23 protein-coding genes are annotated in these 24,980 nt (G+C 73.0%); 13 read left to right on the plus strand and 10 right to left on the minus strand.

The annotated features are described in order from the left end of the window. Window positions 1–51: 51 nt before the first annotated feature. Both ACZ4VK_RS20030 and ACZ4VK_RS20035 read right to left on the minus strand, forming a co-directional pair. Window positions 52–381, minus strand: a complete 330-nt coding sequence (locus tag ACZ4VK_RS20030; RefSeq protein WP_468353707.1) for a hypothetical protein — start codon at window positions 379–381, stop codon at window positions 52–54. A gap of 164 nt (window positions 382–545) precedes the next feature. Continuing rightward, entirely contained in the window at window positions 546–1,328 is a 783-nt protein-coding gene (locus tag ACZ4VK_RS20035) for a hypothetical protein (protein ID WP_468353708.1), read from the minus strand. Window positions 1,329–1,544: 216 nt separating this feature from the next. On the opposite strand from ACZ4VK_RS20035, the gene ACZ4VK_RS20040 reads away from it, so the two are divergent. Continuing rightward, window positions 1,545–2,147, plus strand: a complete 603-nt coding sequence (locus ACZ4VK_RS20040) for a LysM peptidoglycan-binding domain-containing protein (protein WP_468353709.1) — start codon at window positions 1,545–1,547, stop codon at window positions 2,145–2,147. 51 nt (window positions 2,148–2,198) lie between these two features. On the opposite strand, the gene ACZ4VK_RS20045 is transcribed toward ACZ4VK_RS20040, so the two are convergent. The 3 genes from ACZ4VK_RS20045 to ACZ4VK_RS20055 are packed head-to-tail and all read right to left on the minus strand — an operon-like array spanning window position 2,199 to window position 5,916. Further along, on the minus strand, window positions 2,199–2,879 hold the full coding sequence (locus ACZ4VK_RS20045) for an ATP-binding cassette domain-containing protein (protein ID WP_468353710.1): 681 nt from the start codon (window positions 2,877–2,879) through the stop codon (window positions 2,199–2,201). After that, window positions 2,876–5,521, minus strand: coding sequence for an ABC transporter permease subunit (locus tag ACZ4VK_RS20050; protein WP_468353711.1), 2,646 nt, complete (start codon window positions 5,519–5,521; stop codon window positions 2,876–2,878). Before ACZ4VK_RS20050 ends, ACZ4VK_RS20045 begins: the two co-directional genes overlap by 4 nt. Continuing rightward, window positions 5,509–5,916 (minus strand): hypothetical protein, encoded by a 408-nt coding sequence (locus ACZ4VK_RS20055; RefSeq protein WP_468353712.1) that lies wholly within the window; start codon window positions 5,914–5,916, stop codon window positions 5,509–5,511. Before ACZ4VK_RS20055 ends, ACZ4VK_RS20050 begins: the two co-directional genes overlap by 13 nt. Before the next feature lie 136 nt (window positions 5,917–6,052). On the opposite strand from ACZ4VK_RS20055, the gene ACZ4VK_RS20060 reads away from it, so the two are divergent. The 4 genes from ACZ4VK_RS20060 to ACZ4VK_RS20075 all read left to right on the plus strand — a co-directional run bounded on the left by ACZ4VK_RS20060 (window position 6,053) and on the right by ACZ4VK_RS20075 (window position 10,261). Continuing rightward, window positions 6,053–6,583 (plus strand): MTB12 C-terminal domain-containing protein, encoded by a 531-nt coding sequence (locus tag ACZ4VK_RS20060; protein WP_468353713.1) that lies wholly within the window; start codon window positions 6,053–6,055, stop codon window positions 6,581–6,583. Continuing rightward, window positions 6,561–7,853 carry an ABC transporter substrate-binding protein gene (locus tag ACZ4VK_RS20065; RefSeq protein WP_468353714.1) on the plus strand — a complete coding sequence of 431 codons (1,293 nt, stop codon included), beginning with the start codon at window positions 6,561–6,563 and terminating at the stop codon, window positions 7,851–7,853. Before ACZ4VK_RS20060 ends, ACZ4VK_RS20065 begins: the two co-directional genes overlap by 23 nt. A gap of 90 nt (window positions 7,854–7,943) precedes the next feature. Next, window positions 7,944–9,218 carry a glycosyltransferase family 4 protein gene (locus ACZ4VK_RS20070; protein WP_468353715.1) on the plus strand — a complete coding sequence of 425 codons (1,275 nt, stop codon included), beginning with the start codon at window positions 7,944–7,946 and terminating at the stop codon, window positions 9,216–9,218. Between the two features lie 56 nt (window positions 9,219–9,274). Then, on the plus strand, window positions 9,275–10,261 hold the full coding sequence (locus ACZ4VK_RS20075) for a helix-turn-helix transcriptional regulator (RefSeq protein WP_468353716.1): 987 nt from the start codon (window positions 9,275–9,277) through the stop codon (window positions 10,259–10,261). On the opposite strand, the gene ctaD is transcribed toward ACZ4VK_RS20075, so the two are convergent. Next, entirely contained in the window at window positions 10,200–11,912 is a 1,713-nt protein-coding gene (gene ctaD, locus ACZ4VK_RS20080; RefSeq protein ID WP_468353717.1) for an aa3-type cytochrome oxidase subunit I, read from the minus strand. The two genes, ACZ4VK_RS20075 and ctaD, sit on opposite strands and share 62 nt — an antisense overlap. Window positions 11,913–12,231: 319 nt before the next feature. Between ctaD and ACZ4VK_RS20085 the strand changes: the two genes are divergently transcribed. Then, the gene (locus ACZ4VK_RS20085; RefSeq protein WP_468353718.1) at window positions 12,232–12,447 is read left to right on the plus strand and encodes an I78 family peptidase inhibitor; all 216 of its coding nucleotides are present in this window, start codon (window positions 12,232–12,234) and stop codon (window positions 12,445–12,447) included. A gap of 71 nt (window positions 12,448–12,518) precedes the next feature. On the opposite strand, the gene ACZ4VK_RS20090 is transcribed toward ACZ4VK_RS20085, so the two are convergent. Beyond that, window positions 12,519–13,334 carry a phosphatase PAP2 family protein gene (locus ACZ4VK_RS20090; protein ID WP_468353719.1) on the minus strand — a complete coding sequence of 272 codons (816 nt, stop codon included), beginning with the start codon at window positions 13,332–13,334 and terminating at the stop codon, window positions 12,519–12,521. Window positions 13,335–13,805: 471 nt separating this feature from the next. Between ACZ4VK_RS20090 and ACZ4VK_RS20095 the strand changes: the two genes are divergently transcribed. Next, on the plus strand, window positions 13,806–15,563 hold the full coding sequence (locus ACZ4VK_RS20095; RefSeq protein WP_468353720.1) for an MFS transporter: 1,758 nt from the start codon (window positions 13,806–13,808) through the stop codon (window positions 15,561–15,563). Window positions 15,564–15,605: 42 nt separating this feature from the next. Here ACZ4VK_RS20095 and ACZ4VK_RS20100 read toward each other — a convergent pair whose 3' ends face one another. Beyond that, window positions 15,606–16,040, minus strand: a complete 435-nt coding sequence (locus ACZ4VK_RS20100) for a cell division protein SepF (protein ID WP_123450830.1) — start codon at window positions 16,038–16,040, stop codon at window positions 15,606–15,608. A 311-nt stretch (window positions 16,041–16,351) separates the two neighbouring features. On the opposite strand from ACZ4VK_RS20100, the gene ACZ4VK_RS20105 reads away from it, so the two are divergent. Then, a complete protein-coding gene (locus ACZ4VK_RS20105) occupies window positions 16,352–17,698 on the plus strand; it encodes a DUF5685 family protein (protein WP_468353721.1) in 1,347 nt (448 codons plus the stop codon). A gap of 7 nt (window positions 17,699–17,705) precedes the next feature. On the opposite strand, the gene ACZ4VK_RS20110 is transcribed toward ACZ4VK_RS20105, so the two are convergent. Together ACZ4VK_RS20110 and ACZ4VK_RS20115 are read right to left on the minus strand one after the other, a co-directional pair. After that, window positions 17,706–18,674: an ABC transporter substrate-binding protein gene (locus ACZ4VK_RS20110; protein ID WP_468353722.1), complete on the minus strand. Its 969-nt coding sequence runs from the start codon at window positions 18,672–18,674 to the stop codon at window positions 17,706–17,708. Next, complete coding sequence (locus tag ACZ4VK_RS20115) at window positions 18,671–19,150, minus strand: GNAT family N-acetyltransferase (RefSeq protein ID WP_468353723.1); 480 nt, start codon at window positions 19,148–19,150, stop codon at window positions 18,671–18,673. The genes ACZ4VK_RS20110 and ACZ4VK_RS20115 overlap by 4 nt, the downstream gene beginning before the upstream one ends. A 450-nt stretch (window positions 19,151–19,600) precedes the next feature. Here ACZ4VK_RS20115 and ACZ4VK_RS20120 point away from each other — a divergent pair, with 450 nt between their 5' ends. Genes ACZ4VK_RS20120 through ACZ4VK_RS20140 form a run of 5 tightly spaced genes read left to right on the plus strand, consistent with a single transcriptional unit; the run spans window position 19,601 to window position 24,979 of the window. After that, on the plus strand, window positions 19,601–20,449 hold the full coding sequence (locus ACZ4VK_RS20120) for an amino acid ABC transporter permease (RefSeq protein ID WP_468353724.1): 849 nt from the start codon (window positions 19,601–19,603) through the stop codon (window positions 20,447–20,449). Continuing rightward, window positions 20,446–22,251, plus strand: coding sequence for an FAD/NAD(P)-binding protein (locus tag ACZ4VK_RS20125; protein WP_468353725.1), 1,806 nt, complete (start codon window positions 20,446–20,448; stop codon window positions 22,249–22,251). The genes ACZ4VK_RS20120 and ACZ4VK_RS20125 overlap by 4 nt, the downstream gene beginning before the upstream one ends. Window positions 22,252–22,297: 46 nt before the next feature. After that, window positions 22,298–23,191: an amino acid ABC transporter permease gene (locus ACZ4VK_RS20130; RefSeq protein WP_468353726.1), complete on the plus strand. Its 894-nt coding sequence runs from the start codon at window positions 22,298–22,300 to the stop codon at window positions 23,189–23,191. After that, window positions 23,188–23,973, plus strand: a complete 786-nt coding sequence (locus ACZ4VK_RS20135) for an amino acid ABC transporter ATP-binding protein (RefSeq protein ID WP_468353727.1) — start codon at window positions 23,188–23,190, stop codon at window positions 23,971–23,973. The genes ACZ4VK_RS20130 and ACZ4VK_RS20135 overlap by 4 nt, the downstream gene beginning before the upstream one ends. 31 nt (window positions 23,974–24,004) lie before the next feature. Continuing rightward, complete coding sequence (locus ACZ4VK_RS20140; protein ID WP_468353728.1) at window positions 24,005–24,979, plus strand: ABC transporter substrate-binding protein; 975 nt, start codon at window positions 24,005–24,007, stop codon at window positions 24,977–24,979. Window position 24,980: the final 1 nt, after the last annotated feature.

Below are 24,980 nucleotides of genomic sequence, written 5' to 3' on the forward strand. Positions count from 1 at the left end.
TGAGGGCCGGAGCATTCAGCTCCGGCCCTCAGCCGTGTCCCCCCGTACCGCCTAGATGCCCCTGCGGGGTCCCGGCGGCAGCGCCGCCTGCGTCTGCGTCGGGGGGTGCTGCGCCGACCACGCCGTCGGATACGCCGTCGCGTAGCGGTGTCCCTGCCCGTGTCCGTAGACGCCCGTGCTCACCGCCGTACCGAAGGCCCGGAAGGTCAGTTCCTCCTCGCCGCTGCGGTCACCCGGCAGCGTGCGGAACGACCTGCGGTACTCCGAGTACAGGGCGTCGTAGATCGGCGTGGGCGAAGAGCCCGCCGTGACGTCCTGCGCGGGGCGCATCGAAGGGATCTGACTCGGATACGGCTGGGGGAGGGGGTCGTATGGGTGCACGTAGGTGCCAACGACCCCGCCGCCCGTCGGATGCGGGCGGCTCTCCGAATGGGCGGCCCGCCGGGGACGCGGCACGGTCGGGGCCCCCGGCCCCGCGGGACCGGCGGATCCCGTCGGTACGCCGGTCACCCGCGCCCACCCTATGCCCGGCCGGGAGTCGTCCATCAGGTACCGGCCAGCGGCATCGCGGCGGCGACCAGGCGCCCGTTCGCCGCGGCCTTCTCCAGCGCGTCGCGCAGCAGGTCCTCACGCGGCTGCTGACCGATCGAGCCGACCGGGGCCGCGAAGACCAGCACCGTGTGCGACTTGTTGGCCGCGGCGCGCCAGCCCTCGGTGACCTGGAGCGGCTGGTGCGCCTGCCACCAGGCGGCCTGACCGGTGCCGTCGGGGCCGGGCTGGAGGACGGAGTGCAGCTGGCCCATGGCGACCAGGACCGACCAGCCCGGCAGCGCGGCCGGACGCTCGTTCAGGTTCATGACCTGCTGGAACCCCTGCTCGGTCAGGAGCGGGAGGAACTCGTCGGTGAGACCGTCGGAACCCGGCCGGGCGACCGGGGCGGTCGGCTCCACGACGAGCGCCGGGTGCAGCTCGCCCTCGATCAGGACGAGACCGCTGGTGACGCCGAGCACGGCCTGCTCCGGGTGGGCGGCGGAGAGCGCGTCGGCGGCGTCCGACGCGGTGATCGAGGCGACGGCGCCCTGGAGCTGCTCCTCCGCGACCCGGACGACCTGCGAGGGGATGCAGCTGGCGTGGGCGAACGCGAGGACGGCGGTCTCCTCGCCGACGAACAGCACCGTGCTGGTGCGCTCCTGCTCGGAGTCGCCCGGCGTGCGGCAGGAGGTGCAGTCGTAGCTGCCCGGGGCGTTGTCGCCGGCGACCAGCCGGTCCGCTTCTTCGTCGCCGATCTCGGCGCGTACGTCCTCGCTGACGTCGAGCATGCGCGGCACGGGGGGCTCCCTGGACTCGGTACGGGCGGACGCCGGGCCGTTCCCGGTCGTCTCATGCCGAGTTCAACGGGTCAGGCTCCGCCGGGGTCACGCGCGGAAGCGAGGCAAGTTGCCACCGGCTCGTGCGGCGGGGCCGGTGACTCCGACCGGGTGGGGTGTGAACAGTGTTCCGCGCGGCACGGACCGGGGGTGCCGGGGGCTGCCTAGCCTGCCTCGATGTCGAAGATCCGATTTTGGACGACCGGTTCCCTCGTTGCGGCGTCCGCCGCCGCGCTGCTGACCCTCGCTCCGGCGCCCGCCTCGGCGCGGGACGTGCCGGTGGGGGCCCGGGACGCGTCCGCCGTGCTGCGGGACGTGTCCGACGGGCTGCGCGCGGCCGCCGCCGTGCCCGCGTACGCCTGCGCGAAGGACCAGTGGCCGTGGGGCTGCGTCGCCGAGTGCGAGAGCAGCGGCCGCTGGCACATCAACACCGGGAACGGCTTCTACGGCGGGCTCCAGTTCTGGCAGCCGACCTGGGTCGAGCACGGCGGCCTGAAGTACGCCCCGCGCGCCGACCTGGCGACCCGCCCGCAGCAGATCTCCGTCGCGGAGGAGGTCCTCCGCACCCAGGGCTGGGGGGCCTGGCCGGTCTGCTCCAAGCGGTACGGCCTGAGCGGCCGCGTCCACACCGTCCAGCCCGGCGACACGCTCAGCTCCATCGCCCGCCGCTTCGGCGTCAAGGGCGGCTGGCAGGCGCTGTACGCGGCGAACCGAGGCCTGATCGGGGCCGACCCGAACCGGATCGTCGTCGGGACCATGCTGCGGTTCCACCCGCTCTGAGGCGCTCCTCAGCCGGGCGCGGCCGGTCGGGCGCGCTCGGTGCGGTGCTCCTCAGGTGGGCGCGGCCGGTCCTGCGCGCTCGGCCGCCTCCCCGCTGAACGCGAGGGAGCCGCGGCGCAGCTCGTGCACCAGGGAGCCGGGCGGCAGCCCGTCCGGTACGCGCTGCTCGGCCAGGACCACCGCGGCCCCGCCCTCCAGGGCGAGGCCCGCGAGCCTCCGGTACGTGCGGGCCGCGACCGGCGCGGCCAGGCCGAGCGACGGCTCGTCGACCAGCAGCACGCGCGCGGGTGCCGCGAGGAGGGCGCGGGAGAGGGCCAGCATGCGGCGCTCGCCGCCGGAGAGGGTGCCGGCGGTCCGGGACAGGAGCGGGACGAGTTCGGGGTACGGGGGAGGGGTCCCGCGTCCGGTCCCGGTCCCGGGTGCGGCCAGTGCGAGGTTCTCGGCGACGGTGAGGTGCGCGTACACCGCCTCCAGATCCGGTACGAAGCACAGCCCCCGGCGCGCCCGGTCGTGGGCCGGCAGCCGGGTCACGTCGGTGCCGCGCCACACGACCCGGCCCACGGAGAGGCGCACCGTGCCCGCGAGGGCGCGCAGGGCCGTCGTACGTCCCGAGCCGTTACGGCCCAGGAGGACGGTGACCGTACCGGCCGGCACGGGCAGGTCGAGGCCGTGCAGGGCCTCCAGGGGGCCGTAGCGGACCCGGGCGGCGCGCAGGGCGATCTCGACGCTCATGACACGATCCGGCCGCCTTCCATGGTGTGCACCGTGTCGGCGATCCCGGCGACGAGGTCCAGGTCGTGCTCGACGACCAGGACCGTCAGGCCGTCGGCGGCGAGCGCGGCGAGGATCCGGGCCAGCGCGGCCGTCTCGGCGGCGTCCAGACCGGCGGCGGGCTCGTCGAGCAGCAGCGTGTGAGGCTGCCCGGCGAGCGCGCGGGCCAGCTCGACCCGGCGCAGCGTCCCGGTGGGCAGCTCCGCCGCCGTCTCGTGCCGTACGGGCCCGGCGAGCCCGAGCAGCCGCAGACCGCGCTCGACGGCGGCGGGGTCGTTCCGGACATGGCCCTGCTCCTCGCCGAGGCGGACGTTCTCCTCGACGGTGAGGGAGGGGAAGACGGCGAGCCGCTGGAAGGTCCTGGCGATGCCGAGGCGGGTCCTGACGTGGGCGGAGCGTGAGGTGATGTCGGTTCCACCGAGCGTGATCCGCCCGCGACGGGGGCGGAGGGTGCCGGCGAGACAGTCGAAGAGGGTGGACTTGCCCGCGCCGTTGGGGCCGATGAGGGCGGTGATGCGGGAGGGGGCGAGGGTGAGGGTGACGTCGTCGAGAGCGGTGACCCCTCCGGGGTAGGTGAGGGTGAGGTGGTGGGCGTGGAGGGCCGGGATGGGTGCGGGCCGGTGAGCCCCCGTCCCACTTGTCGACAGAGGTGCGGGTTCTCCCGTGGGGGGCTCGGCGCCGTCGGCGGCCGACGGCGGGCGGGCGGGAGGACCGGCGCCCGTCCGGACCGGGCGGCGCGTCCTCGGCCCCGCTGGGCCCGGCGTAGTCGGCAGGCTTGCCCTGGGCTCTGCTGGGCCAGGCGTGGTCGGTCGGGTTCTCCTCGGCCCCTCGGCGCCCGGCCGTCTCCCCTGTGGCAGCAGGTTCGTCAGGGGTGGGATGCGGCCCGTGAGGGTGGTCAGAAGGCCCAGGAGGGCTGCCGCCGTGCCTGCGGCGGGGCCCGCGTCCAGGGTGGTCAGGAGGGCGGCCGCGGCCATCGGGGTGAGGAGGCTGTCGGCGCCGAGGACCAGGACCGCCGCGCACCAGAGCAGGCCGCGCACCGGGTCGTACGCCTCCGGGTCGAAGGCGCGCAGGCCCATGCCGAGGAGGCCGCCGCCGAGGGCCGCGAGGGCCGCGCCCAGGACGAAGGCGAGGAGCTTGAGGCGGGGTACGGCGACGCCCGCCGCCTCCGCGCCCGGCTCGTGGTCCCGCAGCGCGGCGAGCGCGCGGCCCGTGCGGCCCCGGCGGAGCGCCGCCACCAGGCCCAGGGAGCCCGCGAGGACGAGGAGTTCGAGGGCGTAGAAGGCGCGGTCGTCGGAGAAGCCCGCCGGGCGGTCGAGGGAGAGGCCGGCCGTCGCGTACGGCTGGGTGAGGACGAAGCGGCTCACCGCCACCCCGGTCGCCAGGGTCACGAGCGCCAGCGCGAGGCCGTGCCGCCGGATCGCGGGGCGGCCGGTCAGCAGGCCCACGACGGCCACCAGCGGCACCGCGAGGCCGAGCGCCACCAGACCGGGGACCCCGCGTGCCGTCAGGAGCGCCGTGAACAGGGCGCCCAGGCCCGCGTACGCCGCCTGTCCAAGGGCGATCTGGCCTCCCCGCCCCGCGACCACGACGAGGGACAGCAGGATCACCGACAGCGCCGGCACCTGGATGGCCGTGCGCAGGTCCGAGCCGGCGAAGCCGAGCGGGAGGAGGAACAGGACGCCGACGACGACCCACACTCCTCCCGGCACCCGCCCGGAGCGCACCGGCGGCGGCAGCGCGTCCACGCCCTTGCCGCCGATCCCCGGCAGGACGAGCGCCGCGGCCAGGAGCGCCACCACGAACAGGTTCGCCCCGAGGGCCTGCAGCAGCGGGCCCGCCCAGCCCTCCGGGTGCAGCCGGGTCAGCTGGGCCTGGGCCACGCCGATGACGAGCGCGGCCGCCACCGCGACCGGCAGCGACCGCATCCGGGCGATGACCGCGACCGCGATCACCTCGATGACGAGCAGCGGCATCCCGTACGGGTCGAGCCGTACGTACGGGGCGAGCAGGACGCCGGTGAGGCCGGCGGTGAACGAGCCGAACGCCCAGCCGGCCGCCGCGACCCGGTCCGCGTCGATCCCGGAGAGCACCGCGAGCGGCCGGTTGTCGACGACGGCCCGCAGTTCCCGTCCGAACCGGGTCCACCGGGTCACCGCCCCCACCAGGCAGGCGAGCGCCACCACCGCCCCGAGCTGCGCCCACGGGTCGTCGCCGAGGAGGACCGGCGCGTCGTCCCGCGCCCCCGGGCCCCAGAGCAGCACCGCCGCGCCGATGAGCAGCACGAAGACGCCGACGGAGGCCACGAGCGACTGCGCCGGGTTCGCCCCGCGCCGGGCGAGGGGCCGGAACACCGCGCGGTCCAGGACGAGACCGATGCCGGGGGCGACCACCAGGAGGGTGAGGAGGGCGGCGGGGAGCAGCGGCCAGCTGCCCTCGACCACCAGCTGGCGCAGCACGTACGCGCAGATCATGGCCACGGCGCCGTGCGCCAGGTTCAGCACGCCGGTCGTCCGGTGGGTGACGATCAGGCCGATCCCGGTGAGCGCGGCCGCGCTGCCGACCGCGAGGCCGGCGAGCGTCAGCTCGTACGTCAGGGAGGCCACGGCTCACACACCGGACAGGGCTTCAGGGACGGGTCGTCCGCCGCCTCCACGGCCGTCGCCCGGCCCGCGACGAGCGGGCAGTCCGGCCGGTGCGCGAGGGTCCCGCCCGGGACGCGGAGCGGCGGGCCGTCGGAGGAGGGGGCCGGGGGCTCCGGGGGAGGTTCCTCCGCCCCGCGCGGTTCGGGAGGGCGTACGGGAAGGGCGTACGCGGCGACGACGAGCACCGCTCCCGCCACGATCAGCGCCGCCCCCGGCACCGTGCACGAGGCCAGATAGGGCAGCTGCCGCTCCGCGAACCGCTCGCCGGAGATCCCGTACCAGCCGAGCACGCACAGGACCGCGCCCCCGACGGCCGCCGCGAGGCCGCTCCACAGCAGGATCCGGGATGTCGGCACGGAGCCTCCCTCGCCTCTTCCTTGCGCGATGCCCCCGATACTGCACTATGCCCCTGATCTTGCACTGTGCTCCGATCCGCCCCACTCTGGAAGCATCCGGCCATACGGCCCCGAGGGACACCCGGTGGTGAGCCAGATGGTTTTCGAACGACCCGGCAGACGTCCCCGGCTGGCGGCTCTCGCGGCCGCCGCCGTCCTCGTCCTGACACCCGCCCTCGCGAGCTGCGCCGACGACGGCGAGGGCCGCTCCGAGGAGATGGACACCTCGGCACCGCCCGGGATGACGGCCGAGCCCCCGGGCGCCGACGAGCCCGACGACCCCGCCGCGGCCGAGGCGGAGATCACCAGGAACTGGACGGCGTTCTTCAACCCGAAGACCCCCGAGGGCGAGAAGGTGAAGCTCCTGGAGGACGGGGAGCGGATGCGGGGAGTCCTCGGGGCCTTCGCCGGTGACAAGAACGCGGCCATGACCTCGGCGAAGGTCACGGGCGTCGAGTTCACCTCAGCCACCGGGGCCAACGTGACCTACGACCTGGTGGTCGGCGGAACCCCGGCCCTGCCCGGCGCGCAGGGCACCTCCGTGCTCCAGGACGACACCTGGAAGGTCTCCGTGAAGACCCTGTGCGGCTTGGTCGAGCTGAGCGGTGTCACCGTCCAGGGCTGCTGAGGCGGGAGCGGCGCTGCTCCTGGCGCTCGCACTCCTCCTCCTCGCGGCCTGCGGCAGCCGGCTCCCCGAGCGCGCCTTCGGGACGCGGCCCACCGCGCACCCCTCCGGCGGTGAGCCGCTCCGCGTCGGGATCATCACCAGCGCCACCAGCCCGGTCGGCGGGCAGGCGCTCACCGGGCCCCGCGACGGCGCCCGCGCCTGGTTCGCCGCCCTCAACGCCCGCGGCGGCCTCGACGGGCGCCGCATCGAGGTGGAGACCTGCGACGACGGCGGCAGCGGCGTCGGCAACAACGCCTGCGTGCACCGGCTCGTCGACGAACGCCGGGTCTTCGCCCTCGTCGCCACCACCGCCCTCGACTACGCGGGCGCCCCGCTCGTCGCCCGCGCCGGCGTCCCCGACATCGGCGGCCAGCCGCTCACCCCCGCGTACGACACGTATCCGCACCTCTACGGGATCTACGGCAGCTCCGCCCCGCGCACCGGCCGCGAACCCGGCTGGGGCGGGGTCCTGTACGGCGGGACCGAGGTCTACCGCTGGTTCGCGAAGGAGCGGGGCGCCCGCACCGCCGCCGTCGTCTCCTACAACCAGGCCGCGTCCGCCGCGTACGCCCGGCTCGTCACCCGGGGGCTGCGCGCCGAGGGCTACCGGGTCGTCGAGGAACAGGTGGACTTCGCCCTGCCCAACTTCCGCGCGGTCGCCGCCGATCTGCGCGCCCAGCACGTCGACGTCCTCTTCGACGCCATGGACACCCACGGCAACGTGCGCCTCTGCGAGGCGATGGAGACCCTCGGGGTACGGGTCGCCGCCAAGGTCACGAACGTACAGAACTGGTCCTCGTCCGTCGCCCGCGACTACGCCCGCGCCCCCGGCTGCCGGGACGCCCTGTGGGTGACCGGCGCCAGCCGCAACCACCAGGACACCGGACACCCGGCGGTCCGCGAGTTCCGCGCGGCCATGGGAGGGCGGCCGTTGTCCCAGTGGCAGCTGGAGGGATGGGCGGCGGCGATGTGGTTCACCGACGCGGCCCGCTCCTGCCTCGCCGGAGCCGGACTCACCCGGGCGTGTGTGGAGGCGTTCATGAACCGCCCGGAGCCGTACACCGCCCGTGGACTGCTGCTCCCCGTCCGCTACGAACACCTGGCGCGGCCGCCCGCGACACGGAACACCTGCCTGTCCGTGGCCCGTTGGCAGGACGGCCGGGGCTGGGTGAGCCAGGGCGAGATGACGGAGAACTGCGCGACCGTGCCCCAGCTCGGCTACCGCCCGTGACCCCCGCCGGGCCGCGCCCGTGAACGGCGGCCCGTCACCGGCAGTACAGTCGGGCGACCGATCAACTGACCGGGGGGAACCGGCAGCGCGATGCGTATCTCCTTTCTGCTCCACAACGGCTACCACTACGGCGGCACGATCCAGACGACCTTCACCCTCGCCGAGGAACTGGCGGAACGCCACGAGGTCGAGATCGTCTCCGTGTTCCGCCACCGCGACCGTCCGCGCCTCGGCCTGCCCTCCGGGGTGACCCTGCGCCACCTCGTCGACCTGCGCGAGGACAGCCCCGGGTACGACGGCGACCACCCCGACTACCACATGCCCGCCGAGGTCTTTCCGCGCGGCGACGGACGCTGGAAGCAGTACAGCGCGCTCACCGACGCCCGGATCGGAGAGCACCTGCGCGGCGTCGAGGCCGACGTCCTCGTCGGCACCCGCCCCGGGCTCAACGTCCACCTGGCCCGGCAGGCCAGGCGGGGACCGGTCCTCGTCGGGCAGGAGCACCTGATCCTGGACGGCCACAGCTTCCGGCTGCGCCGGGACATCGGCCACGAGTACCCGCTGCTCGACGCCGTCACGACCGTCACCGAGGCGGACGCCCGCACCTACCGACGCCTCGGCCTGCCCGGCGTACGGATCGAGGCCGTGCCCAACAGCGTGCCCGCGCCCTCCGTGCCGCCCGCCGACCCCGCGGCGAAGACCGTCGTCGCGGCGGGCCGGCTGACCCGCGTCAAGCGGTACGACCTGCTGATCGACGCCTTCGCCGAGGTGGCCGCCGACCACCCCGACTGGAAGCTGCGGATCTACGGCGCGGGCGACGCGGTCCAGAACGTCAAGGGAGCCCTCGCGCGGCAGATCAAGGACCGGGGCCTCGGCGGGCAGGCCTTCCTCATGGGCTCCGTGACCCCGATGGAACCGGCGTGGGCCAAGGGCTCGATCGCCGCCGTCACCTCGCAGCGCGAGTCCTTCGGCATGAGCATCGTCGAGGCGATGCGCTGTGGACTCCCGGTCGTCTCCACCGACTGCCCGCACGGGCCGCGCGAGATCATCGAGGACGGGGTCGACGGGCTCCTCGTGCCGGTCGACGACGTCGCCGCGTTCGCGCGGGCGCTGCGCCGGCTCGTCGAGGACGAGGAACTGCGCGCCAAGACGGCGCGGGCGGCGCTCGCCGCCTCCGAGCGCTTCGACCCGGCCCGGATCGCCGCCCGGCACGAGGCGCTCTGGACGGAGCTCGTCGAACGGGGCGCCGGCCGGCGCACCCACTCCCCGGGGAAGGCATCGCTCCACCGGGAGGTCGGCCGCGCCGTCGACGCGGTCTACACCCTGAAGGCGAAGGTGGGCCGGCTGGTCCGCCGCTTCCGCTGACGAGCGGTGACCCCTGCGGACAGAAGGTGTCCGCAAGGGCTGGCAGACTCGGCGGCATGGTGGAGACCTCCGCACGGCTCTTGCGTCTGCTCTCGTTGCTCCAGGCCCATCGCGAGTGGTCCGGCGCCGACCTCGCCGAGCGGCTCGGGGTCACGCCCCGCACCGTACGGCGGGACGTCGACCGGCTGCGCGGGCTCGGCTACCCCGTCAACGCCAGCCCCGGGACCGGCGGCGGATACCAGCTGGGCGCGGGGGCCGAGCTGCCGCCGCTGCTCCTCGACGACGAGGAGGCCGTCGCGGTCGCGGTCGGCCTGCGCGCCGCCGCCGGGCAGGGCGTCGAGGGCATCGGTGAGAGCTCCGTACGCGCCCTGGCCAAGCTGGAACAGGTGCTGCCGGGGCGGCTGCGGCGCCGGGTGAGCGCCCTGAACGCCTTCACCGTGCCGATGCTCCGCACCCCGCGCGAGCGGATCGACCCGGCCGTGCTCACCGAGCTCGCCAACGCCTGCCGCGACACCGAACGGCTGCGCTTCGAGTACCGCGACCACGGCGGGACGGCCACCCGCAGGACCGTCGAGCCGCACCGGCTCGTGTGCAGCGAGCGGCGCTGGTACCTGGTCGCCTGGGACGTGGACCGGGCCGGCTGGCGCACCTTCCGGGCCGACCGGATCACACCCACGCCGCCGCACGGCCCCCGCTTCACGCCCCGCGAGCCGCCCGCCGAGGACCTGGCGGCCTATGTGGCGAAGGGCGTGTCCACCGGCGCGTACGCGACCGAGGCGACGATCCGGCTGCACGTGCCGCTCGCCGAGGCCGCCGAGGCCGTCGGCGCCGCCGCCGGAGTCCTGACGGCGGACGGCGAGAACGCCTGTCTGCTGCGGACCGGCGCCCACAGCCTCGACGTGATGGCCATCCACGTGTCGATGATCGGCTTCGAGTTCGAGGTGCTCGACCCGCCGGAGCTGGTCGACCGGGTGCGGACGCTCAGGGACCTGTTGTCCCGCGCTCTCGACCGCCGGGCCGGCGCTCCGGCGGCGGACTCGTGAGCCGCAGCCGTTCGTACTCCACGAACTCCGGGTGGTGCAGGTCGAAGGCCGGGGCCTCCGAGCGGATCTTGGGCACGCTCGTGAAGTTGTGCCGGGGCGGCGGGCAGGAGGTCGCCCACTCCAGGGAGCGCCCGAACCCCCACGGGTCGTCCACGTCGACCTTCGCCCCGTACCGCCATGTCCGCCACACGTTGTAGAGGAACGGCAGTGTGGACGCGCCGAGCAGAAAGGCGCCGATCGTGGACGCGGTGTTGAGGGCGGTGAAGCCGTCCGCGTCCAGATAGTCGGCGTACCGCCGGGGCATCCCTTCCGCGCCGAGCCAGTGCTGCACGAGGAACGTCAGGTGGAAGCCGGTGAAGAGGGTCCAGAAGTGGATCTTCCCGAGCCGCTCGTCGAGCATCCGGCCGGTGAACTTCGGCCACCAGAAGGAGAAGCCGGCGAAGGTCGCGAAGACGACCGTGCCGAACACCGTGTAGTGGAAGTGGGCCACCACGAAGTACGAGTCGGTGACGTGGAAGTCCATCGGCGGCGAGGCCAGGATCACCCCGGTGAGACCGCCGAAGAGGAACGACACCAGGAAGCCGACGGACCACAGCATCGGGGTCTCGAAGGAGAGCGAGCCCCGCAGCATCGTTCCGGTCCAGTTGAAGAACTTCACCCCGGTGGGCACCGCGATGAGGAACGAGAGCATCGAGAAGAACGGCAGCAGCACCGCGCCGGTCGCGAACATGTGGTGGGCCCAGACGACCACCGAGAGGCCGGTGATCGCCATGGTGGCGCCGATCAGCGTCGTGTACCCGAAGATCGGCTTCCGGGCGAAGACGGGGATGATCTCGCTGACGATCCCGAAGAACGGCAGCGCGATGATGTAGACCTCGGGATGGCCGAAGAACCAGAAGAGGTGCTGCCAGAGCAGCGCGCCCCCGTTCTCGGCCTGGAAGACCACGGAGCCGAGGCGCCGGTCCGACTCCAGGACGAGCAGCGCGGCGGCGAGGACCGGGAAGGCCATCAGCACCAGGACCGCGGTGAACAGCACGTTCCAGGTGAAGATCGGCATGCGGAACATGGTCATGCCGGGCGCCCGCATCCCGATGATCGTCGCCAGGAAGTTCACCGAGGTGAGGATCGTGCCGAAGCCGGAGAGGGCGAGCCCGGTGATCCACAGGTCGGCGCCGATGCCGGGGGAGCGTTCGAGGCCGCTCAGCGGTGTGTACGCGGTCCAGCCGAAGGCCGGCGGCCCGCTGGGCACGAGCAGCGAACCGAGGACCATCAGGCCGCCGAGCAGGAACATCCAGTACGAGAGCATGTTCAGCCGCGGGAAGGCGACGTCGGGCGCGCCGATCTGGAGCGGCACCAGCTCGTTGGCGAAGCCGGCGAAGGTGGGGGTCGCGAAGAGCAGCAGCATGATCGTGCCGTGCAGGGTGAAGGCCTGGTTGAACTCCTGGTTCGAGACGATCTGGAGCCCCGGCCTGGCCAGCTCGGCCCGCATCAGCATGGCCATGAGCCCGGCGATCAGGAAGAAGACGAACGAGGTCCCCAGATAGAGGTGGCCGATCTTCTTGTGGTCGGTCGTGGTCATCCAGTCGATCAGCACGCGGCCGTGCCGCTGCCGGGCCGATTCGGCGGTCGCGGTCACTGTCCCGATGCCCATCCTGCCTCCGCCTCGCCGTCGTCCCGGCTCCGCGTCTCCGGGCGTCCGGACAGCGTAAGCATTGTGTAAGGGAAGAGTGAGCGGCTCGCGTGCGCGTCGCCGACGCAATTCGGGGCGGATGCGGGGGAAGAGGGAATGAGGCCTTTCCTGACGGCCCTTCCGTTCCCGCTTCCGGCCCCTTCGTGCGAACTGCCCGCGGTCTCGCGGAATTACTGGAGAAACGGCCGGAAACCGTCTCTCCGGGTGACGGTGATCATGGCAAACAGATGTCGGCGACTTGTGACACAAGCGTGACCGCGGAGGGACTAACGTGAGGCACATGGCACCCACATCGCGCACTCCCGAACCGCCCCGCGACAGCCCCGAGTCCTATGTGGGCCTCGACGCGGAAGGCGCCGCACAGCTCGCGAGGACAAGGGGCTGGAGCACGGTCAGGTCCCTGCCGCCCGGCTCGATCATCACGATGGAGTACCTCGTCGGACGCATCAACTTCGAGGTCGAGGACGGCACGGTCACCCGCTGCTGGGTCGGCTGACGGAGACACGCGAAGGGCCCCGGCCGATGACGGCCGGGGCCCTTTCGTCGTGCGTCGTGACGCGGCGGTGGTCAGCCGCGGGTCGCCGGGGTGCGGCGGGCGGCCACTCCCACGGCCTCCCGGACCGGCTCCTCCGAGCCGGCCGGACGCGGCGGGAAGAACCCCGGGCGCGGGCCGCCGGAGGCCACGGGCAGCGAGGGCACCAGACGGCGGCGGTCCCGCAGCCGCTCCCGCACCCGGTCGCGCACGGCGAGGATCCACGACTCCGCCACGGCGAGGACCGGCTCGCACCAGGGCAGCGCGAGCAGGATGAGGAGCCCCGCCGCCCAGCCGAGGAGGACGTCGCTCAGCCAGTGCGTGCCCAGGTAGACGGTGGTGAGTCCGACGCCGAGCGCGACCACGGCGGAGAGCGCCGACAGATAGCGCCTGGCCCTCGGCGTGGTCGCCAGATAGGCGAGGATGCCCCACGTCACCACGGCGTTGGCGGTGTGACCGGAGGGGAATATATCGCCGCCCGCGAAGAGCTCGGCGGAGCCGACCTGGGTCGCGTAGTGCGGTCCGAGGCGGCCGAGGCCGAGCTTGACCGCGCCGACCGACACGTTGAGCAGCAGGAGGGCGGCGCCGAGGCACAGCAGGGGGCGGAGGGTGTGCTGGCGCCAGGAGCGCCAGCCCAGCCAGGCGGCCACCATGACGGCCGTGGGACCGCGCTGACCGAGGACGACGTAGTAGTCGAGGAAGCCGTGGATCCCGGGCCACTGCTGGTACGGCCGGAAGAGCATGATCTTCCAGTCGAGGGTCACCAGCCAGGTCGACAGGAGCACGGCGACGACCATGGCGAGATAGAACGCCGACGTCCCGCCGAAGAGGGCGAGACGCGTGCGGGTCATCCGCGGGACCTCTATCTTCGGCGGTTCCGGCTCCCGGTCCAGCCGGGCAAAGATGTCGGTACGCACCCAATCGACGTTACAGGGAGTGAGAAGCAGACCCGGTCGATCCGCTCCCTTCGTGATGTTGATGTGATGTGGAGTAGGTCTCAGTGGGCGTCCTATTACCGACGTCCGTCGGGAAATCCGATGACCTTCCGCCCTATTGCCGCACGGGTCATTCCGGAAGGGTGTTTGAACGCGCGGGAATTGCGTCAAACAGACGTCCGTACGGAATTCCATGCGACGCGCGCGCCGCCCCGAGTGGCGTACGCCACACCGGCGGGGCCGCCGGGGTGAGAGCTGCACCACGCGCTCGGGCCTCGGACTCGCGTACGCTGACGGCTCACTCGCCCGTCGATGCCGGGCCGCCCCAGGGGCATAAGCCCTGGTCGGGGCCCGCCGAGCGCGAGAGCTTCACTGGGAGGTACGTACATGTCGCGGACGAACACGGCCCAAGAGCGAACGCCCGCCGCCGTCGGCGGAGTCAACCGCTGGGTCGTCCTCCTCGTCCTCTGCGTCAGCCTTCTCCTGGTCGCCCTCGACGCGACCATCCTCCACGTCGCCGTCCCCTCGCTCACCGAGGACCTGCGCCCCAGCTCCACCGCGCTGCTCTGGATCGTCGACGCCTACCCCCTGATCTGCGCCTCGCTCCTCATCCTCTTCGGCACCCTCGGGGACCGGGTCGGACGGCGCAGGATCCTCCTCCTCGGCTACGCGCTGTTCGGCATCGCCTCGGCTGTCGCCGCCCTCGCCACCGAACCCTCGGTCCTCATCGCGGCCCGCGCGCTGCTCGGCGTCGGCGGCGCCATGATCATGCCCGCCACGCTCTCCATCCTCCGGACGGTCTTCCCCGACCGGCGGGAGCGCGCCACCGCCATCGGCGTCTGGACCGCGGTCGCCGCGGTCGGCGCCGCCGCGGGACCGGTCCTCGGCGGCTTCCTCGTCGAGCACTACTGGTGGGGCTCCGTCTTCCTCATCAACATTCCGCTGATGGCACTGATCCTGCCGCTCGGCCGCCGCCTCCTCCCCGAGTCCCGGGGGACGGCCGACGGACCCTGGGACGTCCTCGGCGCGCTCATGGCCGCCGCCGGAGTGCTCGGCTGCGTCCTCGGCGTCAAGCGCGCCGGGGCCGGCGATCCGATCCTCGCCCTGCCGACCGCCGGGCCGCTGCTGCTCGGCGCCGCGCTCCTCGTCCTCTTCGTACGGCGGCAGAAGCGGCGCCTGCACCCGCTGATCGACATGGGGCTCTTCTCCCGGGCGGCCTTCACCACCTCGGTCGGCTGCATCGTCATCGGCATGCTGGCCCTGGTCGGCCTGGAGCTGATCGCCGTCCAGTACCTCCAGCTGGTCCTGGGCCTCACCCCCCTGGAGACCGGGCTCCGGCTGCTCCCGCTCACCTTCGCCGCCATGGCCGCGGGCGCCACCGGCTCGTACACCCTGCGCAGGATCGGGCCGCGCCGGATGGTCGGCTGGGGCTTCGTCCTCACCGCCTCCGCCGTGCTGCTCCTCACGTTCATGGGACAGCACGACCGGCCGCTGCTGCTCACGGTGGGCTTCGTCCTGCTCGGCTTCGGTCTGCAGACCACGCTCTTCTCGGCGTACGAGTCGATGCTCAGCGAGGCGCCGCAGCGCAGCGCGGGCGGTGCGGCCGCGATCGGCGAGACCTCGTACCAGCTCGGCGCGGGCATCGGCATCGCGCTGCTCGGCAGTGTGATGAACGCGGCCTACGGCCCCGGGCTCGCCGCCGTCCCCGGGGTGCCGGAGGAGGCGAGCAGGGCCGCCGCGAACTCGCTCGGCGAGGCCTATCAGGTCGCCGACCAGCTCGGCGGCGCGGCCGGCGGCGCGCTGCACCAGGCGGCCCGGCACGCCTTCGTGAACGGGCTGCACATCACGCTCTTCGTGAGCGCGGGGCTGCTGCTCCTCGGCGCGGTGATGGCGCGGCGGCTGCCCCGGGTGATGGAGTGCCCGGTGGATCCGGTCGCTCCGGAAGAGACAGCGGAACCGGCGGTGGAGTCGGCCGTGCGGGGTCTTTCGAAGCGGGTGGAGTGCTCGGGGCCCTCGGAGCCTTCGGGGCCCCCGGCGGCGGTCGCGGCTGTGGAGCCGGCCGGGCTCGCCCGACCGTCCGAGCCGCGGGTGCCCGCGACCCGGGAAGCGATCGAGCCCGCCGGCTCGGGGCGTCCGGCGCACTGACCCGATCGTTCGGGAGGTGCCCGGCCGTACCGGCGGACCCGCTCAGCTCTGGTTGAAGAAACCGTCCTGCCGACGTCGGCCCGTCTCGCCGGTGACGATCTGGGTGTCGGCCGGGGTCAGCAGGAAGACCCGCGTCGCCACGCGCTCGATCGAACCGCGCAGACCGAAGGCGAGACCGGCGGCGAAGTCGACCACGCGCTTGGCGTCGTTCGGCTCCATCGCGGTGAGGTTCACGATCACCGGAACCCCGTCCCGGAAGAGCTCGCCGATGCCACGGGCGTCCCGGAAGCCGTCCGGGGAGACGGTGGCGATCCGGCGGCCCCGCTCCTCGGCGGTGTCCGTGGCCACCCGGACGCGGGGGTCCGTCACCCAGGCGTCGCCGCCCTCGGCACCGTCGGCGTACTCGTCGTCGTAGTAACGCTCGTCGTTGTCCTCGACGAGTCCCAGCCAGGCACTCGCCTTGCGCACCGATCCCATGGACGCCTCCTTTCGCGCGGTCACTTGTGGTTCCGCATGTCCCTATCGTCGTCCATGATGCGGATCGCGCGCCAAGTGGTTGGGCGCCGCGCTGGAGATTCGTGACGGTACTGGTGCAGAACGTGAGCACCGTTTCCTGGCGATTCGTCAGGAAACTTGCGGTATGCGGGGGCTGAGGGTGAGCCATGTAGCTGAAAATATGAAAGTCGTGCCGGAAGGGTGACGATGGGCGCGTACGGGTGAACACACCCGCTCGCTACCATGCCGCGAGGCCGCTCGGCGGCGCCGCGCACAGCCCACGGGGGAGTCTCTTGTTCGGAATCGTCAGGCCCTGCACACATCGGCTCACCGACGGCCTCAAGGTCGAGTGGATGGCCCACCTCTGCGGCCTCTGCCTGGCACTTCGTGCCGACCACGGCCAGTTCGCCCGCGTCGTCACCAACTACGACGGACTCATAGTCTCCGTCCTGACGGAGGCTCAGACGGGGGCGGTCACCAGCGGCCGGCGTACCGCGGGACCCTGCCCGCTGCGCGGGATGCGGACCGCTCCCGTGGCCCAGGGCGAGGGCGCGCGCCTCGCCGCCGCCGTCTCGCTCGTCCTCGCCTCGGCGAAGGTACGCGACCACGTCGCCGACCGTGACGGCCTGTTGGCCCGGCGGCCCGTCGCCGCCGCGGCCCGCCGGGTCGCCCGCTCCTGGGACCGGGCCGGCGCCAGGACCGGCCGAGCCCTCGGCTTCGACACCGCGGTGCTCGTCGACGCCGTCGACCGCCAGACCGGGATCGAGGCCCTCGCCGGGCCCGGCACCTCCCTGCTCGCCGTCACCGAACCGACCGAGACCGCGACCGCGGCCGCCTTCGCCCACACCGCCGTCCTCGCCGGACGGCCGGGGAACGCGGAACCGCTCGCCGAGGCGGGCCGGCTCTTCGGCCGCCTCGCCCACCTCCTGGACGCCGTCGAGGACCAGGCCGCCGACGCGGCGAGCGGCGCCTGGAACCCGCTCACCGCGACCGGCACCTCCCGCGAGGAGGCCCGCAGGCTCGCCGACGACGCCCTCCACGGCATCCGGCTCGCGCTGCGGGACGCCGAGTTCGCCGACGGCAAGCTGGCCCACGTCCTCCTCGCCCACGAACTCCGCACCTCGGTGAACCGCGCCTTCGGCACGACGAGCTGCTCGCACATGGCGCCCGGGGCGGAGGCGGGACAGGGGCACGGAGCGGGCCACGATCACGGAGCGGGCCACGGCCACGGGGCCGTCCACGGTCAGGGGCCGGTGCCGGGGAACCCGTACGCCCCGAACGGCCCGGGACCCGTGCCCGGCAACCCGTACGCCCCCGGTCCCGGCGGCCCCGGCGGCCCCGGCGGACCGTACGCCCCCGGTCCCGGCGGCCCCGGTGGTCCCGGCGGGCCGCTCCCGCCCGGACCGCCCAACCGGCGCGGGCTGATCGCCGGATGCGCCCTCTGGGTCGGCCTGGCCTGCACCTGCCAGATGTGCTGCGGGTCCTTCGAGGACCCCTGGAGCCGTCAGCGGCGCGACGGGCTCTGCCAGCAGTGCGACCCCGGCAACTGCTGCGACTGCTGTGACTGCTGCAGCAACTGCTCCTCCTGCTGCGAGGGGGAGGGCTGCTGCGGCGACTGCGGCTGCGGCTGCGACTGCTGACGGCCGTTCACTTCGCCGGTCCCGGGATCTCCGGCGGGGAGATCCGCGACCGCTCGATCCCCGACGCCGTCACCCCCCACTTCCGCAGGATCCTGTCGTACGTCCCGTCCGCCTTCAGGCCGTTCACCGCGGCCTGGAAGGCGGGCGCGAGCGGGGTGCCCTTCCTGAAGGCGAAGCCGACGTCGAGGCGCCGGTACTCGCCCAGGAACTTCACGTTCCGCTGCTGCGTCACCGCGTACCGCACCCCGTTGATCGTGTTCATCACGACGTCGCTGCGGCCCTGCTGGAGCGACATCCAGATCGCTCCCGTCTCGCTGTAGACGTTCACCTCGTACGGCTTCTCGCCGGCCTCCGCGCAGCGGCCCTTGTTCTGCTCCAGGGTCCGTTCGAAGGTGGTGCCCGCGTTCACGGCCACCTTCAGGCCGCACAGCTGGGTGAGGTCGGTGACCGGCTTCAGCGGGCTGTCGGCACGGCTCGCGAACCCCTGCCCGTCGTTGATGTACGTGACGAAGTCGATGGCCTCGCGCCGCTCCTCCGTCACACCGAAGTTCCCGGTGCCGACGTCGTACTTGCCGCTGCCGAGCGCCGGCAGGATCGCCTCGAAGCCGACCACCTCGCGCTTCAGCTCCAGACCCAGGGCCTTCGCCACGGCGCCCGCGAAGTCGGCGTCCACGCCCACCACGGTCGTGCCGTCCGGCAGATAGGCCGAGCTGGGCGGGGTCGCGACCGAGGAGGCGAGCGTGAGGCTGCCCCGCCGCCGTACCTCGGCGGGGAGCAGTTTCGCGGCGGCCTCGTTCCTCGCGACCGCCGACACCACGTCCTCGGTCGGGAGCGCTGTCGCGGGGGCACCCGCCGCCCCGGCCGGCGCCGTCGCGGGCTCGCCGCCCGCGCAGGCGGTGAGCGTGAGCGCGGCCGCGGTGATCAGCGCGAAGGCGACGGTGGTGCGGGCGGTACCGGAACTCGTGGGCGTGCTCATGGCTTCGGGTTCTCCAGGAGTTTCTCGAAGGGCAGCGGGCCGATCGACTCGGGATCGGCGGTCACGTCGAACAGCGGGCGGTAGCCGCCGGCCAGATAGAGGCCCCTGGCCTCGGGCTGGCGCGGTCCGGTCGTCAGGAAGATCCGGGTGTAGCCGCAGGTGGCGGCCTCCCGTTCGAGCACGGTCAGGACACGGCGGGCGAGGCCGCGCCTGCGGTGTGCCGAGTCCGTCCAGATCCTCTTGAGTTCGGCGGTGCGGTCGTCGTAGCGGCGGTAGGCGCCGCCCGCCACGGGCCTTCCCTGCTCCAGGAGGAGCAGGAAGGCGCCGTGGGGAGGGGCGAACTCCTCCGCCGGGTAGCGGCTCAGATCGTGCGCGGAGCCGTACCGGGTCGTGTACTCGTGCGCCAGCTCGTCGAGGAGCGGGCGGGCAAGGGCGTCGGTGGTCGTGGTCCGGTGCACGGACAACGCGAAGGTCATGACGGTCCTTCAGGACGAAGGAGGGCGGCGTCGTCCCTCGGAAGGAAGGAGGACGGCAGGGCAGGGCAGGGCGAGGGGAGGGGAGAGCTCAGGCAGCCACGAGGGGCCTTGAGGTGAAGGCGCCGCGGAGAACAGCACGCGGGCGGGGCACAGCGGAGGGTCGGCTCAACAGGAAGAGGACCACACGCGACCGAAGTCGATGTGGGAGCGCGTGACCAGCTGCTGCGGATGCATGGCCCCAGTGGAACAGGCAACCGTTCCCCCGTCAACCGCGATGAGACGTACGGCTCACAGTGCGGACACCCTTGACAGCGGGCCGTGTTGACCGCATAGCCTCGAAGGGCGGATCGGGCTGAGGGGCCCGGATCCGTGCTCAGTGCGTGTGCTCAGTGCGTGTGAAGGCGCCACCCCCGTGTTCGATCCGCCTCTGGCATCCACGGAGTCCTCGCCATGTCCGCGACCCTGCTCACCACCCCCTCCACGGCCCCGTCGGCCGAACCACCGCCTCGCGTCGTCCCCGCCCGCCGCGCCGGGCAGTGGACCGCCGCGGCCCTCGTCCTCGTCCTCCTCGCCCTCGTCCTCGTCTCGGTCGTCCGCAACAAGGCCTTCCAGTGGGACGTGGTCGCCGACTACTTCACCTCCGCGTCCGTCCTGCGCGGCCTCGGCCTCACCCTGTGGCTGACCGCCGTCGTCATGGCCCTCGGCTTCGTCCTCGGGACGCTGCTCGCGGTCCTCCGGCTCTCCGCCAACCCCGTGCTCCGCGCGGTCGGTTGGGGATACGTGTGGTTCTTCCGGTCCACCCCGATCCTGGTCCAGCTGCTCTTCTGGTTCAACATCGGAGCGCTCTACCCGCAGATCCTCGGCGTGAACACGGTCAACCTCCTCGGCCCCTTGTCCGTCGCCGTCATCGGCCTCACCCTGCACGAGGCCGCCTACGCCGCCGAAGTCGTGCGCGGCGGCATCCTCTCCGTCGACCGGGGACAGATCGAGGCCGCCGAGTCCCTCGGACTCGGCCGGGGGCGCCGGCTCTTCCGGATCGTGCTGCCGCAGGCCATGCGCGCCATCGTCCCGCCCGCCGGGAACATGCTGATCGGCACCCTCAAGGGCACGTCGATCGTCTCCGTCATCGCCGTCCAGGACCTGCTCTACTCCACACAGCTCGTCTACCACCGCACGTACGAGGTCATCCCGCTGCTCCTCGTCGCCACGCTCTGGTACGTCGCCGTCACCTCGGTCCTCAGCCTCGGCCAGCACTACGTCGAGCGGCACTACGCCCGCGGCACGGCCGGTGCGCGATGAGCGCCCGCCCGTCGATCGTGATCGTCGGCGCCGGGCCGCGCGGGACCGGCCTCCTCGAACGGCTCGCCGCCAACCTGCCCGAGCTGTACGGCGACGGCCCCCTCGACCTCCACCTCGTCGACCCGCACCCGCCGGGGCCCGGCCGGATCTGGCGCACCGCGCAGTCCCCGCTGCTCTGGATGAACTCCCGGGCCGAGGACGTCACCATGTTCACCGACGAGACCGTGGACCTGGCGGGCCCCGTCCGGCCCGGACCCACGGTCGCCGAATGGGCCGGCATCGAAGGACGCGCCTTCCCCACCCGCCCCCAGCAGGGCGCCTATCTGCGCTGGGTGTACGAGCGGGCCCGCGCCGCGCTGCCCGCCTCCGTCACCGTCCACGACCACCGCACCACCGCCCTGCGGATCGGCGGCCCCCGCGAGGGACGCCAGCGGGTCTGGCTGGAGGGCAGCGCCCTGCCCCTCCTCGCCGACCTCGTCGTCCTCACCGTCGGCCACCTCGACGCCGAACCCGACCCCGAGCAGCGGGCCCTGACCGACTTCGCCGCCCGCCACGGCCTCGTCCACCTGCCGCCCGACTTCACCGCCGACACCGACCTCACGGCCCTGCCCGCCGGCGAGTCCGTCCTCGTCCGCGGCTTCGGCCTCGCCTTCGTCGACCTGATGGTGCTGCTCACCGAGGGCCGCGGCGGGCGGTACGAGGGCGAGGGCGACGCGCTCGTCTACGTGCCCTCGGGCAAGGAGCCGGTGCTGCACGTCGGATCGCGGCGGGGAGTCCCGTACCACTCCAAGATCGGCTACGTCCTCGACGGCGAACGGCCCCCACTGCCCCGCTTCTTCGGCCCCGGGCAGACCGACGCCCTGCTGAGACGGCGCGCACCGATCGACTTCCGGCGCGACGTGTGGCCCCTGGTCGACAAGGAACTCGGCTGGGCCCACTACCACCGGCTCTTCTCCACCCACCCCGAGCGGACCACACTCGCCTGGTCCGCCTTCGAGCGGGCCTACGCGGCAGCGCCGCCGCGCGGGGCGGAACTCGCCGCCCTCGTCGCGGCGGCCGTCCCCGACCCCGCCGACCGGCTCGACCTGGACGCCCTCGACCACCCCCTCGACGGCATCCGCTTCACCTCGGCGCACGACCTCCAGGACGGACTGCGCGACTACATCACCGCCGACCTGGCCCGCCGTCACGACCCCGTGCACAGCTCCGACGCCGCCGTCTTCGCCGGCCTGCTCTCCGTCTACGGACAGCTCCTGCGACTCGGAGACCGCGTCGACCTCGGCGGCTGGTGGCACGGCTTCTTCAGCTACCTCGCCTCCGGGCCGCCCGGCCCCCGGCTGCGCCGGCTCCTCGCCCTCTCCCGCGCCGGAGTCGTCCGCTTCCTCGGGCCCCAGGTCACCGTCGAGGCCGACGAGACACGCGGACTCTTCCGGGCCGCCTCCGCGGCCGTACCGGGGGAGTGGACCGAGGCCCGCGCCCTCGTCGAGGCCCGGCTCCCCGACCCCACCCTCGAACTCACCCGCAGCCCGCTCCTCCGCGCCCTGCACGAGGACGGCGCACGGGCCACCACCAGCGGCCTCCTCGTCGTCGACCCCGTCGACGGCCGGATCCTGGAGCGCGACGGAAGCCCGCACCCGCGCCGCTTCGCGCTCGGTCCGCACACCACCGCCCGCACGGACAGCGCCTTCACCCGGCCCCGTACCGGAGGGGTTCCCTTCCGGCAGAACGACGTCACCGCGCGGGCCGCGCTGACGTTCCTGCGCGACCGGGCGTGTCGGCTGCCGGCGCCGCTGAGCGCCTGACTCCGCGCACCTCCCGCCTCTCTTCCGCCCCTTCCGAGGAACCGCCATGCCTGTCACCAGCGATCCGCCCGCCACCGAAAGCGTCGTGAAGGACCCGCCCGCCACGCCGGCGCCCGCCGTGACCGTCGTGGTGCCCGTACGGCACCCCTGGCGCTGGCTCGCCGTCGCCGCCACCGCCGTCCTGCTCACCCAGTTCGCCCACGGCCTCGTCACCAACCCCGGCTGGGAGTGGGACGTCTTCGCCGCGTTCTTCACCACGGAGACGATCCTCCAGGCCGTCTGGGTCACCCTCCAGCTCACCTTCCACGGCACCGCCCTCGGCTTCGCCCTCGGGATCGTGCTCGCCTTCATGCGCCTGTCGGCCAGCCCGTTCCTGCGGGCCGTCGCCTTCGGCTACATCTGGGCGTTCCGCTCCATCCCGCTCATCGTCCAGCTGCTCTTCTGGTTCAACCTCGCCTATCTCTACGAGGAGTTGAGCATTGGCATCCCCTTCGGGCCGAGCCTCTTCTCCTTCGAGACGACGGGCCTGGTCGGCGAGATGAGCGCCGCCGTCCTCGGCCTCGCCCTGCACCAGGCGGCCTACGCGGCGGAGATCGTCCGCGGCGGCGTACTCGCCGTGGACGAGGGCCAGTCGGAGGCCGCCGCCTCGCTCGGCATCCCGAGGCTCCGGCAGGTGCGGCGGATCGTGCTGCCGCAGGCGATGCGCTCGATCCTGCCCAACGCCGCCAACGAGATCATCTCGCTCTTCAAGGGCACCTCGATCGTCTCCGTCATGGCGATCGGCGAACTCTTCTACCAGGTCCAGGTCGTCTACGGCCGCAACGGACGGGTCGTCCCGCTCCTGATGGTCGCCACCGCCTGGTACGTCCTGCTCACCACCGCGCTCTCCGTCGTCCAGCACTACGTCGAACGCCACTACGCGAAGGGGAGCGTCCGATGAGCTCCGCCACCCCGCCCGACGCCACCGCCAAGGTCGAGATCCGGGCCGTCCACAAGACCTTCGGCCCGCTGCACGTCCTGCGCGGCATCGACCTCGACGTCCGCGCCGACGAGGTCACCGTCGTCCTCGGCCCCTCGGGCTCCGGCAAGTCCACCCTCCTGCGGACCATCAACCACCTGGAGAAGGTCGACAGCGGCACCGTCAGCGTCGACGGCACCCTCGTCGGCTACCGCCGCTCAGGGAACAGGCTCTACGAGCTCCGCGAGCGCGAGATCCTCAAGCAGCGCACCCGGATCGGCTTCGTCTTCCAGAACTTCCACCTCTTCCCGCACCTGACCGTCCTGGAGAACATCGTCGAGGCCCCCGTCTCGGCCCTGAAGCGCCCCCGCAAGGACGCCGAGGCCGCGGCCCGGCAGCTCCTGACGCGCGTCGGCCTCGCCGACAAGGCGGAGGCGTACCCCAAGCAGCTCTCCGGCGGACAGCAGCAGCGGGTGGCCATCGCCCGCGCGCTCGCGCTCGAACCCGGCCTGCTCCTCTTCGACGAGCCGACCTCCGCGCTCGACCCCGAACTGGTCGGCGAGGTCCTCGACGTCATCAAGGACCTCGCCGCCTCCGGCACCACCATGATCGTCGTCACCCACGAGATCGGCTTCGCCCGCGAGGTCGCCGACACCGTGGTCTTCATGGACGAGGGCCGGATCGTCGAGCAGGGACCGCCGGCCGAGGTGCTCGAAAGCCCGCGCCACGAGCGCACCCGTGCCTTCCTCTCCAAGGTCCTCTGACCACCGCCCCTTCCCGCTCAGGAGTACAGCCATGAAGACCCGTCGCACCGTCCTCACCGCCCTCGCCTCGCTCACCGCCCTCGGCGTCCTCACCGCCTGCGGCTCGGGCGACGCGGCCACCCATGAGGTCAAGCCCGAGGGGAAGAAGGGCGGCGGCATCAACCTCAGCCCCGAGCAGAACCGCGTCCACACCCCCAAGGTCGACGCACTCGCCGCGCGGCTGCCCGAGGCCGTCCGCAAGAGAGGCACGCTCGTCCTCGGCGTCTCCGCCACCGGCAATCCGCCGCTCGCCTTCCACGCCACCGACGACAGGACGCTGATCGGCGTCGAGGTAGACCTCGCCACCCTGGTCGCCGACACCCTCGGTCTGAAGCCCGAGTTCCACCCGGTCTCCTGGGAGAACCTCTTCGTCGGCCTCGACAGCGGCAAGTACGACGCCGTCTTCTCCAACATCACCGTCACCGAGGAGCGCAAGGACAGGTACGACTTCGCCACCTACCGCCTCGACGACCTCGCCTTCGAGGCGAAGAAGGGCTCCGGCTGGACGGTGAAGGGGCCCGCGGACGTGGCCGGGAAGAAGATCGCCGTCGGCTCCGGCACCAACCAGGAGAAGATCCTCGTCGACTGGTCGGCGCAGAACGAGAAGGCGGGCCGCGAGCCGGTCGACATCACGTACTACCAGAACACCTCGGACTACTACCTGGCGCTCCAGTCCGGCCGGATCGACGGCTACCTCGGCCCCAACCCCGTCGCCGCCTACCACGTGCTCTCCGCGGGACAGACGGAGATCGTCGGGAGGTTCTCCGGTGCGGGCGCCGGGCTCCAGGGCAAGATCGCGGCCGCCACGAAGAAGGACAGCGGGCTCGTCGCCGCCTACGCGGCGGCCCTCGACCACGTCATCGAGAACGGCACCTACGCCCAGGTCCTCAAGCGGTGGGGCCTCGACGGCGAGGCCGTGAAGAAGTCGGAGATCAACCCGCCGGGCCTGCCCCGCACCGAGAACTGAC

The organism is Streptomyces sp. NPDC028711, assembly GCF_055565415.1.